Raw genomic sequence first — 16471 nt, 5'->3', positions numbered from 1 at the left:
ATGGCTGGGGAACAGTACCGTTATCTGGAGAATCAAGGTGGTGGGAACCATTTGATTATTCGGAATCATGCGATTGTAAATGTTTCTTGGAATAATCAGAATACTCGTCTCAATCAGTGGTATGATACTCTTGACCCAGAAGTTCAAGCCATGGTACAGCCTGTGTCAGACAGCTTTGTGACAGGAGCAGTGCCAGATGCAGATGTTACATGGTCAGATCCTGCGCGTTGGGTGCCTAATAATCTAGATAACTTCCCAGAAATTGCTGCAGATGTGACTACAGTTGTTTCAACAGGTACGCCCCGTGCTTTTGCGCTTTCTTTAGCAGATGTAGCACGCCTATCAGGCCCTGGGACCGCTTTTACTGGACGTTTAGAGCGTCTAGCAGCTGATAATGCTTGGTGGTGGATTCGCACCCCTGGAGCTTCAGGTTATGCATGGCTTATAAATACACATGGCAGATTACTTGCGACGGAAGAAGTGGGACTTTCTCGCCTTAGTGGTGGTATTCGCCCTCCCCTGATTGTTCATTAGACAGTATAAGTTTTCTAAGTCAAAAATAAAGTCCCTTAGCCAAGTTATTCCTCTGTATCAAGGCTGAGTGATTTTTTGTTTTTCCCAATGCAAAGAGAAATATAGAAAATCGCTGCAGTCTCATTTTTCTCTATTTATGGTATAGGTCCAAATCCCTCAAAAAATCAGCCGTTTTTTTCTAAAAAATCCAGAATACAAGCGCATTCATCACTTATAACTAGAAAAACAGTTCACAAAATGCTATACTAAGACGGTAATAGAAAATATTCGGAGGAATTTGAAATGGGAATCGTTTCAGCAGAAAAATTCGTACAAGCCGCTCGTGACAATGGTTACGCGATTGGTGGTTTCAACACAAACAATCTTGAATGGACTCAAGCTATCTTGCGTGCAGCAGAAGCTAAAAAGACTCCAGTACTTATCCAAACTTCAATGGGTGCTGCAAAGTATATGGGAGGCTACAAACTCTGTAAGCTCCTCATTGAAACACTTGTGGAGTCAATGGGTATCACTGTACCAGTAGCTATTCACCTTGACCACGGTCACTTTGAAGATGCTTTGGAATGTATCGAAGTTGGTTACTCTTCATTGATGTTTGACGGTTCACACCTTCCAATTGAAGAAAACCTTAAACTCGCTGAAGAAGTTATCACAAAAGCACATGCTAAAGGCATCTCTGTTGAGTGTGAAGTTGGCTCTATCGGTGGTGAGGAAGATGGTATCATCGGTGAAGGTGAACTTGCTCCTATCGAAGATGCAGTAGCAATGGCTAAACTTGGCGTTGACTTCCTTGCAGCTGGTATCGGTAACATCCACGGCCCTTACCCAGAAAACTGGAAAGGTCTCCACATCGATCACTTGACTAAATTGAACGAAGCCCTTGTTGAAGCTATGGGTAAAAATGTTCCTATCGTATTGCACGGTGGTTCAGGTATCCCTGACGATCAAATCCGCGAAGCAATCGCTAACGGTGTAGCTAAAATCAACGTAAACACAGAGTGCCAACTTGCATTTGCAAAAGCAACTCGTGAATTTGCCGCTGAATTTGAAGCTAACGAAGCTGAATACATGAAGAAAAAACTCTTCGATCCACGTAAATTCTTGAAACCAGGTGTTGATGCAATCACTGCAGCAGTAGAAGAACGCATCGATGTTTTCGGTTCAGCAAACAAGGCTTAATTAGCTTTGTAAATATTATTAATTCAACGTTTGTCAGCAATGACAAGCGTTTTTATTTTTGTCACGTACATTTTTATCCATCAAAAAAGAAAAAGTCAATAGAACTCAAAATATCTAAAGAAAATGTTAAACTTAAGGAAGGAGCAAAAAGTTTCTTGATTGATATCTTAGAGAACACAGCAGGTGCGAGAAAAGAGAAGACACTTGAAATCAAACAAAATTAAGACAAATTTAAAAATCTATCTTAAATTTACTTTATTTTAAAGGAGAAAATATGGTAGGAATAACGAAATTTTCAACAAAGAAGAAAGGCTTGGGACTAACTCAAAAGCGGAATAGTGAAGAATTTTCAGAATTCTCAAATGTTCAAACAACCGACAGTGTCAAGAAAATAATAAGCCGTGATAAGCTCCAAAAGGTTCGTACAACGATTCACGGCGCTTCACTTACAGCTGCTGGGGTAGGTGCTTTGCCTCTGCCTATTGCAGATGCCTTAATCTTGGTTCCTATTCAGTTAAGAATGTTGCGAAAGATTTATAAAATATATGGTGAGAAATTTAATGATAAATTTGTGGTTAATTTTATAAGAGTAACCCTTATTCCGTATATTGGGAGATCGCTGTCTCGTTTAATCCCAGGAGTTGGAAATGTCATCAATGCTTCGATTGCTGCTGCGATTACAGAAGCTATAGGTTGGAGTGCGGCAGTATCACTAGAAAAAGGAATAGATATCACAAAGGACACTGAAAAATTTGAAGGTCTCGTGATGGTCATGCTAAAAAATATTACGAAGCGCACGAAATAAAATAAGTCATGTTAAAACTAAAAAATGTTTAAAGCAATGTTTGCCAGCGATGGAAGACATTTTTGTGTTAGAAAATAGGTCTTTAAAAACCTGTTTTTTAGAGAGTGAAAGTAACAAATTTGACATCTAATATCAATAAAAAATCAGAAAGCGCATACATATCGCTTGACAGTTTTGTTTGAATATTATATACTGAGTTTATCAATTAAGTCGTGACTATTAAATAAGGCGAAATCAAAAGTAAGCTTTTCATAGGGAAGTTCTTCTTTTGATTTCGTCTTTTTTTCTGTCAAAAATTTTTGGGTCTAAAAAAATGAAAATTAACAAAATACTTAACAATAATACGGTCTTAGTTATAGACGACCAAGGTCAAGAAAAAATTGCTATGGGGAAAGGAATTGCTTTTGGTAGAAAAGTTGGTGAGCTGTGTGAAAAAAGTCAGATTGAAAGGCTTTACACCTTAGAGAATAAAGGATCTGACCAACTGTTAGAAAGTATTCCTCAAGAAATCCTTTATGCAGCAGATTATATCGTTAGGATGGTGAAAGAAAAGCTTGAGACGGAAATCTCAGATGCACTTTTTGTCGCTATTGCAGACCATTTAAACGGGGCTGTGATTCGTTCTAAAGAAGGTGTATCCATGAAAAATTTCTTGCTATGGGATGTGAAAAATATCTTCAGGGAAGAATTTGAGATTTGTCGAGAGGCGATGACTAAAGTTTCCGAGGAGATGCACATTGATTTTACTGAAGATGAAGTAGGATTTATTGTTTTACATATTGTGAGTGCAAGTCTGTCTAACGAAAACTCTGCAGCAGAAGTTTTGCTTAAACTTATGGAAGAAATTTTAACGGTTATCAAGTACAGCTTGAAGACCAGCTTTGATGACGATGACATTTATTTTCAACGTTTCAAAACACACTTGAAGTTTTTCACAGAACGAATTTTAACGCACAAAAAGTTAGAAGGCGATTTGCATAATGGTCATGACAGCGAGATGTTTGAGATGATGAAAAACAAATATCCAGAAAGTTTTGAAACAGTCGAGAAAGTAAAGGATTTCATCAAAAAACAATACAATTACGAAATTTCACCAGATGAGCAATTTTACCTGATGGTTCATTTGAGCCGTATTATGAAAAAGAGTGAAGTAAATAAACGAGAAAAGGGAGTTTTATGAAGATTGTTGTTACCAAAGATTATGAGTCATTGAGTGAGATTGCTGCAGCTATGGTACTTGAAAAAATGATGTTGCCACAGCGTGTCAATTTATCTTTGACTGCAGGAGTAACCCCTTTAGGGATGTATAAAATTTTGATTGAACGCCGTAAAGCTTTGCGCATGGATCAATCAAACATTCATTATTACAATTTCGATGAGGTTCCTCTGCCTAAAGCTGAGTCTAACTTTACTATGGGGGATCTTAACCAAGCATTTTATAATCATACGGACATTGACAGAGCGAATATTCATCCACTGCCAGTGGATGGCATTCAAGATTATGAACGTGAATTGATGATGAATGGGGGCATTGATTTGATGGTGCTGGGTGTGGGTACCGATGGTCATTTTTGTGCCAACATGCCAGGCTTTACCAGCTTTGATAAAGGAATTTTTGAAATTCCTATCGCACCTGGGCATAAGTTGTATGAGCAACTTTTGACTTTGACACCGGAACTTCCAGGAGAAAAGATTGTTACATTTGGTCCACGTGCAGTATTGAAGAGCAAACAGTTGGTCGTCTTTGCATCAGGTGCAGGTAAGGCCGAAATCATGCAAAAAGTAATTTCTGGTCCAATCACCGAGGACATTCCTGCGAGCATCTTGCGTACACACCCAAATGTAACCTTTATTTTGGATGAGGCAGCAGCAGCTTTGATAGATGATGTCAATATTATTTAATAAACGCTATAAAAATATAACAAATAGGAGAAGATGATGGGTAAGTATGAAAAGCTTGCAAATGAAATTGTGAAGCAAGTTGGGGGCAAGGAAAATGTAGCCTCACTGACGAATTGTATCACGCGTTTGCGCTTTAAACTGAAAGATGAGAGCAAAGCGAATACAGATGTATTAAAAGAAACTGACGGCATTGTAACGGTTATTCAAGCAGGGGGGCAGTATCAAGTGGTTATCGGGAATCATGTCCCTGATGTACGTAGCGATGTAGATGCTGTACTTGGTGTGCTTGAAGAAACAGAAGAAGCACCAACAGGCAGTCTCTTTAACCGCTTTGTTGAGATGGTTTCAGGTATTTTTCAACCGATATTGCCAGCGCTTGCTGGTGCCGGTATGATTAAAGGTTTGGCAGCTATTTTCTCATTTGCTTTAGGGGCAAACTTCCAAGCTTCACCGACTTATGCCGTTTTGAATGCAATGGGTGATGGTTTGTTCATGTTCCTACCAATTTTTATTGGCTACACCGCCATGAAAAAATTTAGAGGCTCACCTTTCTTGGGGATGATGATTGCGACTGCTATTGTTTATCCTGGATTTTTAGACGGCAGTATTACGGCTAAGTTTGCAGAAGCAGGCGGCTTGAATTTCTTTGGAATTCCATTTTCTGTTCCAACAGCAGGCTATGCTTCATCTGTTATGCCGATTATTGCTATTGCTGCTTTCGCTGCCTTTTTGGAAAGACAGCTTAAGAAAATCATTCCTGATATGGTAAAACTCTTCTTGGTGCCATTTTTCACCGCTCTCATCGTTATCCCAATCGGCTTCTTGGTGGTTGGACCAGTGATGAATATTGCGGCGGACTTGCTGGGAGATGGCTTTATCGCACTTCAAGGCTTCAGTCCTTTGCTCTTTGGCTTACTCCTTGGCTTTTCTTGGCAGATTTTGGTTATGTTTGGCCTACATTGGGCGTTGATTCCATTTGCAATTATGGCGACAGCTCAAGGTGAACCTACAGCAATTTTGGCTGCTGCGGGTACAGCTTCATTTGCACAAACGGGAGCTGTTGGTGCGGTGATGTTGAAAACAAAAGATAAACGCTTGCGTGAGTTAGCTATCCCAGCCTTTATTTCAGGATGGTTTGGTGTAACGGAACCAGCTATTTATGGTATTTCCCTACCTAAAAAGCGTCCATTCTGGGTATCATGTGTCGTTGCCAGCTTGGGAGGGGGAATTAGTCTAGTATTAGGACAACAGGTTTATCAAATGGGTGGACTAGGTGTCTTTAGCTTCCCAGGTTACATTACTTATGAAGGCGATATTACTCCAGCAATTACTTTTGCATTGATTGCAGCTGCTACTGTAGTGGTGAGCTTTGTTGCCACTTGGCTTGTTGGTTTCGAAGACGGGAATGTTGAACAAGCCATGAGTCACGAAGAAGCCAAACAAGCAGCTCTTGGTAAGCAAGTGGTAAATACTCAAGACAGCTTAATTTCCGCGCCTTTGGAAGGAGAAGTAATTCCTTTAGTTGAGGCTGCAGATCCTGCCTTTTCTTCTGAAGCACTCGGAAAAGGAGCAGTGATTGATCCTTCTATAGGTGAAGTTTATGCACCATTTGATGGTGTGATTGAAACACTTTTCCCATCAAAGCATGCCATTGGTTTAAAGTCTAATCAAGGCGTAGAACTTTTAATTCATGTGGGTATTAACACGGTTGAATTAGAAGGCAAACATTTTGAAGCCTTTGTCTCCCAAGGACAAGAGGTTAAAAAGGGAGATTTGCTCCTTAAGTTTGACATAGATGCGATTAAAAATGTAGGCTATAATGTGCAGGTGCCAATAGTGGTAACCAATACTAAGAGCTATGGAAATGTACTGTCTACAGACACCAAGCGTGTAGGTAGGGAAGATGTACTGTTAACAGTTATAGCTGAGTAAGATATAAAACCGACTGCTTAGAAGTGATGAAAATTAGGAAAATTGCTGGTTCTGCTGTTAAGCAGGTTCGCATTTTTATCTATTTTCACTCACTTCATAGGAGGGTGAATTCAGTTAAAAGGAGTAGAGATGACATTTAAAGATAATTTTTTATGGGGCGGTGCGACAGCAGCCAATCAGTTAGAAGGTGCTTTTGATCTAGACGGTAAAGGGTTGAACGTAGCCGATATGAAAACAGTAGGTGGGCGTGGAAAGTCACGCGTTTTCACACCGACTTTGGATTTAGAAACCTATTATCCGTCTCACAAGGCGATTGATTTTTATCATCATTACAAAGAAGATATCGCCATGTTTGCAGAGATGGGCTTCAAAGTATTTCGTCTCAGTATCAACTGGTCCAGAATTTTCCCCCAAGGTGATGAACTGGAGCCTAATGAAGCCGGTTTAGCCTTCTATGACAAAGTGTTTGATGAATGTCTCAAATACGGGATTGAACCTCTAGTCACTTTGAGCCACTTTGAAATACCCTTAGGGCTTATGGAAAAATATAATGGTTTTCTTAGCCGTGAGACCATTGACCATTTTGTCCACTACGCAACCACTTGTTTTGAACGTTACAAAAACAAAGTCAAATATTGGATTACATTCAATGAATTAAACTTTGGAACAATGCCGCATGGTGAATTGACCGTTTTAGGCTTGCACCCTAAAGGAGCGTTTCCTTTAGATGAGATTCCCTCAAACGAACAGAATCGCTTCCAAGCATTGCATCATGCCATGGTGGCTAGCGCAAAGGCCATAATAAAAGCCAAAGAAATTAATCCAAACTTTGAAATAGGTTGTATGATGGCCCATATCACCATGTATCCTTTGACTTCAAGTCCTGAAGATGTCTTGCAGACAAAAGAATACGATTTGCTGGTTAACAAATTTGTTTCGGATGTTCAGGTGCGCGGGAAGTATCCTGCCTTGATTGAGGGCTATTTTAAAAATAAGAACATAGAACTTGATATACCTGAGGAAGACCTAGATATTTTGGCAAAAGGAACAGTTGACATGTATACCTTCAGTTACTACATGACAATATGTGTAACCCAACAACATGGGGCACCAGCTTCGATGGGCAACCTCGTTGGAGGAGCAGCCAATCCTTATCTTGAGTCAAGTGAGTACGGCTGGCAAATTGATCCGATCGGATTGGAGTATACCCTGATTGACCTTTATGATCGCTATGAGATTCCTCTCTTCATTGTTGAAAATGGTTTAGGAATGGAAGATGAAGTGGCAGCTGATGGTTCGATTAATGACGACTATCGTATCGCTTACTTTAAAGCTCATTTTGAAGCGATGAACCGTGCCATTGAAAAAGGAGTTGACCTTATAGGTTACACTTCATGGGGCTGCATTGACCTCATATCAGCAGGTACAGGAGAGATGCGTAAACGCTATGGCTTTATCTACGTTGATATGGATAATGACGGCAAAGGAACACTCAAGCGTTCTAAGAAAAAATCATTTGACTGGTATAAAGAAGTTATCGCTTCAAATGGTCAAAAGCTTTAAGTGAAGCTAGGATAAAAGTCCAAAATAAAGCAAAAACACTCGAGAAAGCATCGAATGCTCATCTTGAGTGTTTTTTCATTTTAAGAGATTAAGGTTGCTCCTAGAGTGTAATTTTTATCCCACTACCTCTGAAAAGGAATTATTCATAAACTCCTGCAAAAGCGGAAAATAACTAATCTACTGGATTGACTGCTCCCTCTAAAAAATCACAGACAAGTTTGCTGAAATTATTGGGGCGAAAATAAAAAGTCAGATGACTTCCCCAAGGAATGATAAGAAGCTGGCTGTGGGGAATATTTTTCGCAATCTCTCGTGCATGTGCGGTTTTGACCACATCAAATTGACTATTCAAGACAAGAGTAGGAGCTGTGATATTCTGGAGTTTGTGGATATTGGGGAGAGCATCATCTAAAAGAAGGTTGAAGGCTGGTGAATTTTTGTAGATAAGCTGTGAAAAAACAGGAAGTACTTTTATTGTGAGACGCACAGGGAGGTAAAGTCCTGAATAAGTGGTATTCCCTGAGTTGAGAATCAACTTATGGATACGTTGAGGATAACAGCTGGCCAGCAGCATTGCAATATTTGCACCATCACTAAAGCCGAGGAGATTGACCTGTTGAAGACTTTCGGCTTCCATAACCTCTAAAGCATCTTGCATTAGTCGGTCAAAACTGAGTTTCTTGCCATTAAAAATACTCTTACCGTGCCCACGTGTATCAATAGAAATACATCTATAATGCGTTTTTAACCTTTTAATGAGCCGTTTAAAGATACTGCTGCTTTGCGAATTACCATGCAGAAGAAGAAGGACAGGCCCCTCTCCCTCAATTTTATAGTAAATTTTCACACCATCACTTGTAGTCACATATTTTTCCATGATTTTATCCTTGATGTTAGTATAGCAGATTAAATTTAAAAAAGGACTTTGTAATGATAATGAAATAAAAGTAAAATGATTTCTCATATCGGTTGAGCAAAGAAGTATTTTTTGTTAGAATAAAGTGGAGAATTTATTTATTAAAAAAAGATGATAAAAATAGGTTTTCTATTTTTTGAGGAGAGAAAATTAACAATGGCTAGAACAAAATACAAACATATGAAGGTAAAGGAGCGTAAAGCCTTATCAAAAGTGACTCTAAGCGCAGCAGCAGTTTTAGGGATTACAGCTTTTGGTGCAAGCGCTCATGCAGATAGTTTAGTGTCTACTACAGATGTAAATTCTAATTTAGAGTTTGAAATTAAACCTTCTGACGATTTGGTGCTTGGAGAAGCAGACAGTGGTGATTTGAATCACGGCAATGGTTCTGGAGAAACAGTAGATCCAGAAACACCAGTGGACCCAGAAACTCCAGTAGATCCAACAGAACCAGTGGATCCGGAGAAACCAGTAGATCCGGAAAAGCCAGTAGACCCTGAGAAACCAGTGGATCCAGAAAAACCGGAGAAGCCAAAGCCTGAAAAACCGAAACCAGAGAAGCCAAAACCTTCTACACCAAAGCCTGAAAAACCTAAGCCTGTTCCGAGCACACCAGCGCCCGCTCCATCAGCACCTGTATACTATGCTCCTGCTTACACAGCTCAAGATGCAGTAACGACTTATAAGCAGGCAAATACAGATGGCGATATAAAGTTTAATAAAACGAATATTGCTGTACCACCTTTGACTAAGATAAATAACAAAACAGCCGAAGATTTTATTAAGAGTATTGCGCCACGTATTTCACAGCTTGCAGGGCAAAATAACCTTTATGCTTCACTCATCATTGCTCAAGCTATTTTAGAGTCTGGCTATGGACGTAGTAATGTTGCTTCAATCTATCATAACTTGTTCAACATTATCGGTGCTTTTAACGGGCAGTCGGTAACCATATCTTCAGGGACCTATCGTGCTTATAGTACTTATGATCAATCACTTGTAGATTATATTAATTTGATGCTACATGGGACAACATGGAACAGTAAAATTTATGCTGGGAGCTGGAAAACAAACAGTGATAATGTAGAAGACGCAGCCCGCTCTTTGCAAGGAATTTTCGCAACTGATCCGGAATATGCAGCGAAACTGATTCAAATTATTAAAGAATATAATTTGACACAATACGATGACATCGAGAATTTATCGGAAGACTTAAGAAATCTTGAAGCTCCTGCGAGCCCTTTACTTGAAGCTATGCCAAGTGGTCTGGAATTCCCAGAATATAATGGTGTTCAGTATTCAGGCGCGGCGAGTTACGCTTGGGGAAATTGTACACAATATGTATACAACCGTATCTTCCAACTGGGAGGTAAAATTGGGCAGTATATGGGCAATGGTGGCGATTGGGGAGCAAATGCTGTAGCTCAAGGCTACTATACAACAACTATCCCGCAGGTTGGTTATGCAGTGAGTTTCCCACCAGGAGTAGCAGGTGCTTCTGCGGAATATGGCCATGTTGCCTTTGTAGAAAAAGTAAACAAAGATGGCTCAATCCTTGTTTCAGAAATGAACGTTGAAGGCTTGAATGTGGTAAGCTATCGTACCATATCAGCTAGCGATGCTAGTCTATCCACATATATCCAACCTCAAAAATAAAACAACTGATTCGAGAGAATCAGTTTTTCTTATTGGAAAAGTAGAAATAAAAAATCAGTCCAAAGGCTGAGAGTATCTACAACGAAATATGAGATAATCTTAGTATAGAGGTTGACATGCCTCAGTTCTATAACAGGAGGAACAAAAAATGAATAAAAAAGATAGAATTATGGACTTGATGCGCCGAGGAATTATCTCGGAGGATGAGGCTTTAGAATTACTTGATAAATCCAGCCCCGTGACTGAAGAAGGGGCAGCAGAAAGTAAAGAAAAATTTAAATACACCGATAAAGATGGATTTGTTAACCATGAAGTTGACTTTATGGATTCTTTCAAAGGGATTATGGATCAAATCGTGTCCAAAGGAAAGGTCGTCTTCAAGGATGCTTCAAAAGCAATTGATGATAACATTGACTTTTCTAAAGGTTTTCCAAAAGTAAAATCTATAGTTAAGACTGTGGAAAAAGACATTGAAGGTGATTTTGACTCAATCAACTTAGCTATTAAGACAGGTAAGATTGCTGTTTATCCAGGGGAAAATGCTCATGTGAAAGCAGAGTATAAAATTTATGGAGCAGTTGCCCCAGAAAAAATTGATGAATATTTAGCAGAAAAAACTCAGCTAGAGGTAGTGGATGGAGTTTTAGAGATTACTGCATCAGACAGTTTACGTATTGCTCTTAATTTAGAACTTTATTTACCAGAAAAAACATATGAAACTTTTGATTTCAAGTTTGTACATGGCGACATTAAAGTCGAAAAGGTAGCTGCGGCTAAAGTAAAAATTGACCAAGTAAATGGAGATGTTGAACTTTCAGAAACACTGAATAAAGAGGTTGATGTTACACTTAAAAACGGTGAAATCAAGGTTCTGGATGGTTCAACAGATGTTCTCAAATTAAATTCAGCAAATGGTAATATTAGAGTGACTTCTGCCTTTGAAGATGGAAATGTGAACTTGGTAAATGGTAATATCTTGTTGACTCAGACTCAAGATAAAGCCCGCAAACTCATAGTGAAAAATGTAAATGGAGATGTTAAACTTTCCGTTCCTGAGTACCTTGGACTTGTTGGCCATGTCCGCACTGTTTTTGGTGGCTATAAAACACGTCTAAACTTGGACAACCCGTTTGAAGCAAGCCGTAATGGCGCTGCGGTTGTGCGCACTGGAGCAGAAACATTAACCTTTGAACTTGAGACAAAGTCAGGAACAATTTGGCTTAAAGATGCAGACTGAGTAAGCTTCATCTCAATTTTTTAGAAAGGAGAGAACATGACTCAGAAAAAATTAACAAAGTCATTAGACAATCGTATGCTGACGGGTACTATCGCTGGTTTAGGTGAGTATTTTGGTCTCGATCGTGATAAAATTACCCTGATGCGCATTTTATATGTGCTCTTCGCTCTAGGAAGTTTGGGAACGCTCGTCTTTGTCTACATCATAGCAAGCTGGATTATTCCCAGCTCTTATCAGTAATTTGAAAAACAGTTTCTAGAAAGGAGAAAACGTGTCTCAAAAACAATTAACAAAATCATCAAGTAACCGCATGCTAACAGGTACAATTGCAGGTATTTGCGAGTACTTTGGCTGGAGCCCTGATATCATTACCTTTGTACGTATCTTATATGTACTCTTAGCTTTTGGAAGCTGGGGAACTTTTATTCTTGTCTACTTTGTAGCCAGCTGGATTATCCCAAGTGCTGGGAGTAATACAAGAGGTCAAGATTATCGACAAGGCCGAGAAGAAAATTGGTCCAGCTACACGGAACGCTGGCAAAGTAAGTCTTCCTCTGGTCGTAAGATGAAAGAAGCAGAGCCCGTCGAAGATGATAAAAAAGACGATTGGTCAGACTTTTAAAAAAATAACAATTCCGAATATCATAAACTCCTAATAATATAAATAAAAAAATGGACGTCCATCACGTCCATTTTTTGAGTGAGATTTCTCCACTTGATAGGAGTTTATGTTGCCCATCTTCTAGCTGGACGATGAGCTTCCCATCAGGTGTTAAATCCATTGCTTTCCCTCTGTAGAGCGTTTTATTTTCTTCAAACTCTACTTTTTTTCCTAAGACGAGAGAACGAGATTTGTAAAAGCTGAAAAAGTCACGGTTAGACAGTCTGTAAAATTCGGACCATATTTCAGCGACCAGTTCAGAGCGTGTGATAGAAGGCTTTTCTGTAAATAATGAACCAGCCTTATGCGTGAGCTCTTCTGGGAATTTTTGAATATAAAAATTAATCCCGATACCTAAGGCAACCTGTAGGCTTCTATCTGCTTGAACCTGAGCTTCGGCTAAAATACCGACAATTTTTTTCCCATTCAAGTAGAGGTCATTTACCCATTTGATTTCTGGTTTTTTGCTTGTTAGGTTTTCGATGGCTGAGACAACGGCGGCCGCTGCGAGTAAAGTATAATTAGGCAAACTTTCTAGCGAGTCCATGGGTTTCAAGAGGAGGGTCATATAAATGCCACCTTCTGGACTAGCAAAATACTCCCGACCAAAGCGACCATAAATTCCTGTCTGCTTTTCAGACATATATAAAGTATTAGCCTGTCCATCACTTTTGGCATCAATCTGGGTTGAAACAGATTGCTCGAGAATTTTAACATCTTTCAGCCAAGGATTGGCTGCTAAAATAATTTTTTTATCTAAAGGATTTTTCATTTAGGCAAAGTATATCAAAAAATTCCAATTTGTGCTAAAATAAGGAAGTTACAATTTCCGATGGCGGGAGAGTAATCTCCAGGTGAGTAATCACTACCATTTAAGCCTGTAACCGAAAAATACTTAAGAAGTAGGGGAAATAAAAAATGTCAGAAAAACGTTTATTCACATCAGAGTCAGTTTCAGAGGGGCATCCAGATAAGGTGGCTGACCAAATTTCGGATGCTATTCTTGATGCTATTGTGGCACAAGATCCAGATGCACATGTGGCCTGCGAAACAGTAGTTTATACGGGCACAGTTAATGTATTTGGCGAAATATCAACCTCAGCTTATGTTGATATTGCTGGAGTGGTTCGTGAAACCATTAAAAATATAGGCTATACAGACAGTGAAAATGGCTTTGACTACAAGTCAGTAGGTGTCCATGTTTCACTTGTAGAGCAGTCACCTGATATTGCCCAAGGGGTAAATGAAGCAGAAGAAGTTCGAGGGAAAAAGGGAGAAAACATTGACCCACTTGACCTTATCGGTGCGGGTGATCAAGGGATGATGTTTGGCTATGCTACCAATGAAACGGAAGAATATATGCCACTGGCGATTTCACTCAGTCACAAATTAGTGAAAAAATTGGCAGATTTACGTAAATCTGGAGAGCTTACTTACCTGCGTCCAGATGCTAAATCACAAGTTACAGTGGAATACGATGAAACAGGGCAAGTAAAGCGTGTCGATACAGTCGTTATCTCAACCCAGCATGCAGCTGATGCGACAAATGAAGTGATTCATCAGGATGTACTTGAAAGAGTAATTAAGGAAGTTATCCCGGCAAACCTTCTTGATGAAGATACAAAATACTTTATCAATCCTACAGGTCGCTTTGTTATCGGGGGCCCACAAGGAGATTCGGGCTTAACAGGGCGTAAAATTATTGTGGACACTTATGGTGGCTATGCTCCACATGGTGGTGGTGCTTTCTCAGGTAAGGATGCAACAAAGGTTGACCGTTCAGCTTCCTATGCAGCACGTTATGTAGCTAAAAATATTGTGGCTGCTGGTTTAGCAGATAAGGCACAGGTACAACTGTCCTATGCGATTGGTGTCGCCACACCAACCTCTGTTAATATTGATACATTTGGTACAGGGAAGGTTTCAGATGATACTTTATTGGCAGCTATTCGTGAAAACTTTGATTTACGTCCAGCAGGAATCATAAAGATGCTTGACTTGCTTCGCCCGATTTATGGGCAAACTGCAGCTTATGGGCATTTTGGACGTACCGATGTCAATCTTCCATGGGAGCGCTTGGATAAGGTGGATGCCCTTAAAGAGTTACTCTAATGAGCAGAACTGTGTGTGAACACGGTTTTTTATTTTCCGCAAAAAGCACTGTTTTTACTGACATTGACATAATATTTTTAAAATCAAACTGTTAAAAATTTGAAAGCGGTAAAATACTTAATTGAAACATATCCCAAAAAATGATAAAATGTAAGGAGTGTTTCTATGGAAGCACATGTGAATTATAATCAAGCTATCTGTTCCATCGCACCGCGATAGAGCAGGTATGAATAAAAGGAGACAGATGAACGTCATATCACTCGTTCTGCTTGTCTTATTGATTGTATTGGTTATTGCCTTTATTTTTTACGCTCAAAATATTAAGAAAAACAAGCAGGATGCTGAAAGTCTTTTTATGCAAGCAGAAAGCAAGGCTAATGAGATAACGGCAACTGCACAGCGTGATGCTGCTCTTGTGAGAAAAGAAGCGGAAATCCTCAGGGATGAAGCAGAAGCTTTCAAGAAAGAAGCACGTTTTAATCTTCGTGAAGAAGAGCAAAAACAGCGCCGTGAAATCGAAGATGAATTTAAGCAAGAACGTAAGGAGTTAAGAGAAACAGAACAACGCCTAAAACAACGTGAAGAAGTTCTAGATCGTAAGGATGACAAACTTACGAATAAAGAACGTAGCTTAGACTCTAAAGAGGAAGCGCTCTCTAAAAAAACTGATACACTCAATAAGCGTGAGCAAGAGCTTTTAGAAATTGAAGAAAAGAAAGAAAAAGAATTAGAACGTATCGCTGCTTTGACTAAGGATGAGGCAAGAGAACTCATTCTTAGCGAGACACGTGATGGTCTAACTAAGGAGATGGCACAGCTTATTCGTGTGAGCGAGGAAAAAGCGCATGCTGAAGCGGATAAACGTGCGAAGAATATTGTTTCACTTGCTATCCAGCGTGTTTCTAGCGATTCGGTAGCCGAACAGACCGTGTCAGTAGTAACCTTACCTGATGATGGGATGAAAGGTCGAATTATCGGGCGTGAAGGTCGAAATATTCGGACCTTTGAAGCTTTAACGGGTATTGATGTTATTATTGACGATACGCCTGAAGCAGTTGTCTTGTCCGGCTTTGACCCGATTCGACGAGAAATTGCTCGCATGACATTGGAACAACTGGTCCAAGATGGTCGTATTCATCCTGCACGTATCGAGGAACTGGTTGAGAAAAACCGCAAGGCTCTAGACCATAAGATACGTGAGTATGGTGAGCAAGCGGCCTTTGAAGTTGGTGCGCATAACCTGCATCCAGATTTGATGAAGATTATGGGGCGATTACATTTCCGAACTTCTTATGGTCAAAATGTTCTTGACCATTCGATTGAAGTTGCTCATGTTGCAGGAAATCTTGCTGGTGAGATGGGGGAAAATGTGAGCCTTGCTAAACGTGCTGGCTTCTTACATGATATCGGTAAAGCACTGGATCATGAAGTTGAAGGAAGTCACGTTGAGATTGGGACAGAACTTGCACGTAAGTACAAGGAAAACCCGATTGTTATCAACGCAATTGCGAGTCACCATGGTGATACAGAGCCTAACAGTAACATTGCTACTTTGGTTGCTGCAGCTGATGCACTAAGCGCAGCACGTCCCGGAGCACGCCGAGAGTCGATTGAAAACTATATCAAACGTCTGCGTGACTTGGAAAACATCTCAACTAGCTTTGAAGGCGTTGAAAGTGCCTTCGCTTTACAGGCAGGACGTGAAGTTCGTGTCATGGTTAAACCAGAAAAACTTACAGATGACCAAATTGTCATTCTAGCACGGGATGTAAAAAATCGCATAGAAGACGAAATGGACTATCCGGGTAATATCAAAGTCACAGTCATTCGCGAAACACGTGCGATTGATTATGCAAAGTAGGAAAACAAAACATAAAACACACGCTATCACAAAGTCAAGAAGCTCCAACCGGGGCTTCTTTTCGCATGCCTAAAAGTCAAGCCCCCAGACAAACCACCCACCCTTTTCTCATC

14 protein-coding genes and 1 pseudogene are annotated in these 16471 nt (G+C 39.8%); 13 read left to right on the top strand and 2 right to left on the bottom strand.

Annotated elements, in window-relative coordinates; all coding sequences use genetic code 11:
* The 7 genes and pseudogenes from B4H39_RS06160 to B4H39_RS06130 all read left to right on the top strand — a co-directional run.
* Positions 1-534: pseudogene (locus B4H39_RS06160) on the top strand (hypothetical protein); the annotation flags it as partial.
* Between the two features lie 282 nt (positions 535-816).
* Positions 817-1713, top strand: coding sequence for a class II fructose-bisphosphate aldolase (locus B4H39_RS06155; protein WP_251423200.1), 897 nt, complete (start codon positions 817-819; stop codon positions 1711-1713).
* A 274-nt stretch (positions 1714-1987) separates the two neighbouring features.
* Entirely contained in the window at positions 1988-2518 is a 531-nt protein-coding gene (locus B4H39_RS06150) for a YcjF family protein (protein WP_251423198.1), read from the top strand.
* A gap of 313 nt (positions 2519-2831) precedes the next feature.
* Positions 2832-3698: a PRD domain-containing protein gene (locus B4H39_RS06145; RefSeq protein ID WP_251423195.1), complete on the top strand. Its 867-nt coding sequence runs from the start codon at positions 2832-2834 to the stop codon at positions 3696-3698.
* A complete protein-coding gene (locus B4H39_RS06140) occupies positions 3695-4420 on the top strand; it encodes a glucosamine-6-phosphate deaminase (RefSeq protein ID WP_251423192.1) in 726 nt (241 codons plus the stop codon). Before B4H39_RS06145 ends, B4H39_RS06140 begins: the two co-directional genes overlap by 4 nt.
* Before the next feature lie 36 nt (positions 4421-4456).
* A complete protein-coding gene (locus tag B4H39_RS06135; protein ID WP_251423189.1) occupies positions 4457-6352 on the top strand; it encodes a beta-glucoside-specific PTS transporter subunit IIABC in 1896 nt (631 codons plus the stop codon).
* A gap of 129 nt (positions 6353-6481) precedes the next feature.
* On the top strand, positions 6482-7915 hold the full coding sequence (locus B4H39_RS06130) for a glycoside hydrolase family 1 protein (protein ID WP_202231437.1): 1434 nt from the start codon (positions 6482-6484) through the stop codon (positions 7913-7915).
* A 172-nt stretch (positions 7916-8087) separates the two neighbouring features.
* Here B4H39_RS06130 and B4H39_RS06125 read toward each other — a convergent pair whose 3' ends face one another.
* Positions 8088-8792 (bottom strand): alpha/beta fold hydrolase, encoded by a 705-nt coding sequence (locus B4H39_RS06125; RefSeq protein ID WP_251423186.1) that lies wholly within the window; start codon positions 8790-8792, stop codon positions 8088-8090.
* Between the two features lie 195 nt (positions 8793-8987).
* Between B4H39_RS06125 and B4H39_RS06120 the strand changes: the two genes are divergently transcribed.
* The 4 genes from B4H39_RS06120 (at position 8988) to B4H39_RS06105 (ending at position 12346) form a co-directional block, all read left to right on the top strand.
* On the top strand, positions 8988-10487 hold the full coding sequence (locus tag B4H39_RS06120; protein WP_251423184.1) for a glucosaminidase domain-containing protein: 1500 nt from the start codon (positions 8988-8990) through the stop codon (positions 10485-10487).
* A 148-nt stretch (positions 10488-10635) separates the two neighbouring features.
* Positions 10636-11724, top strand: coding sequence for a DUF4097 family beta strand repeat-containing protein (locus B4H39_RS06115; protein WP_251423182.1), 1089 nt, complete (start codon positions 10636-10638; stop codon positions 11722-11724).
* A 36-nt stretch (positions 11725-11760) separates the two neighbouring features.
* On the top strand, positions 11761-11964 hold the full coding sequence (locus B4H39_RS06110; RefSeq protein WP_202231441.1) for a PspC domain-containing protein: 204 nt from the start codon (positions 11761-11763) through the stop codon (positions 11962-11964).
* Between the two features lie 31 nt (positions 11965-11995).
* Positions 11996-12346 carry a PspC domain-containing protein gene (locus B4H39_RS06105; RefSeq protein WP_251423179.1) on the top strand — a complete coding sequence of 117 codons (351 nt, stop codon included), beginning with the start codon at positions 11996-11998 and terminating at the stop codon, positions 12344-12346.
* Positions 12347-12407: 61 nt separating this feature from the next.
* On the opposite strand, the gene B4H39_RS06100 is transcribed toward B4H39_RS06105, so the two are convergent.
* Positions 12408-13157, bottom strand: coding sequence for a biotin--[acetyl-CoA-carboxylase] ligase (locus tag B4H39_RS06100; RefSeq protein WP_251423176.1), 750 nt, complete (start codon positions 13155-13157; stop codon positions 12408-12410).
* A 146-nt stretch (positions 13158-13303) separates the two neighbouring features.
* Here B4H39_RS06100 and metK point away from each other — a divergent pair, with 146 nt between their 5' ends.
* Both metK and rny read left to right on the top strand, forming a co-directional pair.
* The gene (gene metK, locus B4H39_RS06095) at positions 13304-14497 is read left to right on the top strand and encodes a methionine adenosyltransferase (protein ID WP_251423173.1); all 1194 of its coding nucleotides are present in this window, start codon (positions 13304-13306) and stop codon (positions 14495-14497) included.
* A gap of 244 nt (positions 14498-14741) precedes the next feature.
* Positions 14742-16358 carry a ribonuclease Y gene (gene rny, locus B4H39_RS06090; protein ID WP_251423171.1) on the top strand — a complete coding sequence of 539 codons (1617 nt, stop codon included), beginning with the start codon at positions 14742-14744 and terminating at the stop codon, positions 16356-16358.
* The last annotated feature ends 113 nt before the right edge of the window (positions 16359-16471 follow it).

Source organism: Lactococcus sp. UBA7128 (genome assembly GCF_002492185.1).
GTDB lineage: Bacteria > Bacillota > Bacilli > Lactobacillales > Streptococcaceae > Lactococcus > Lactococcus muris.
The sequence above is the reverse complement of the archived record's forward strand: the minus strand, read 5'-3'. Positions and strand labels throughout refer to the sequence as shown.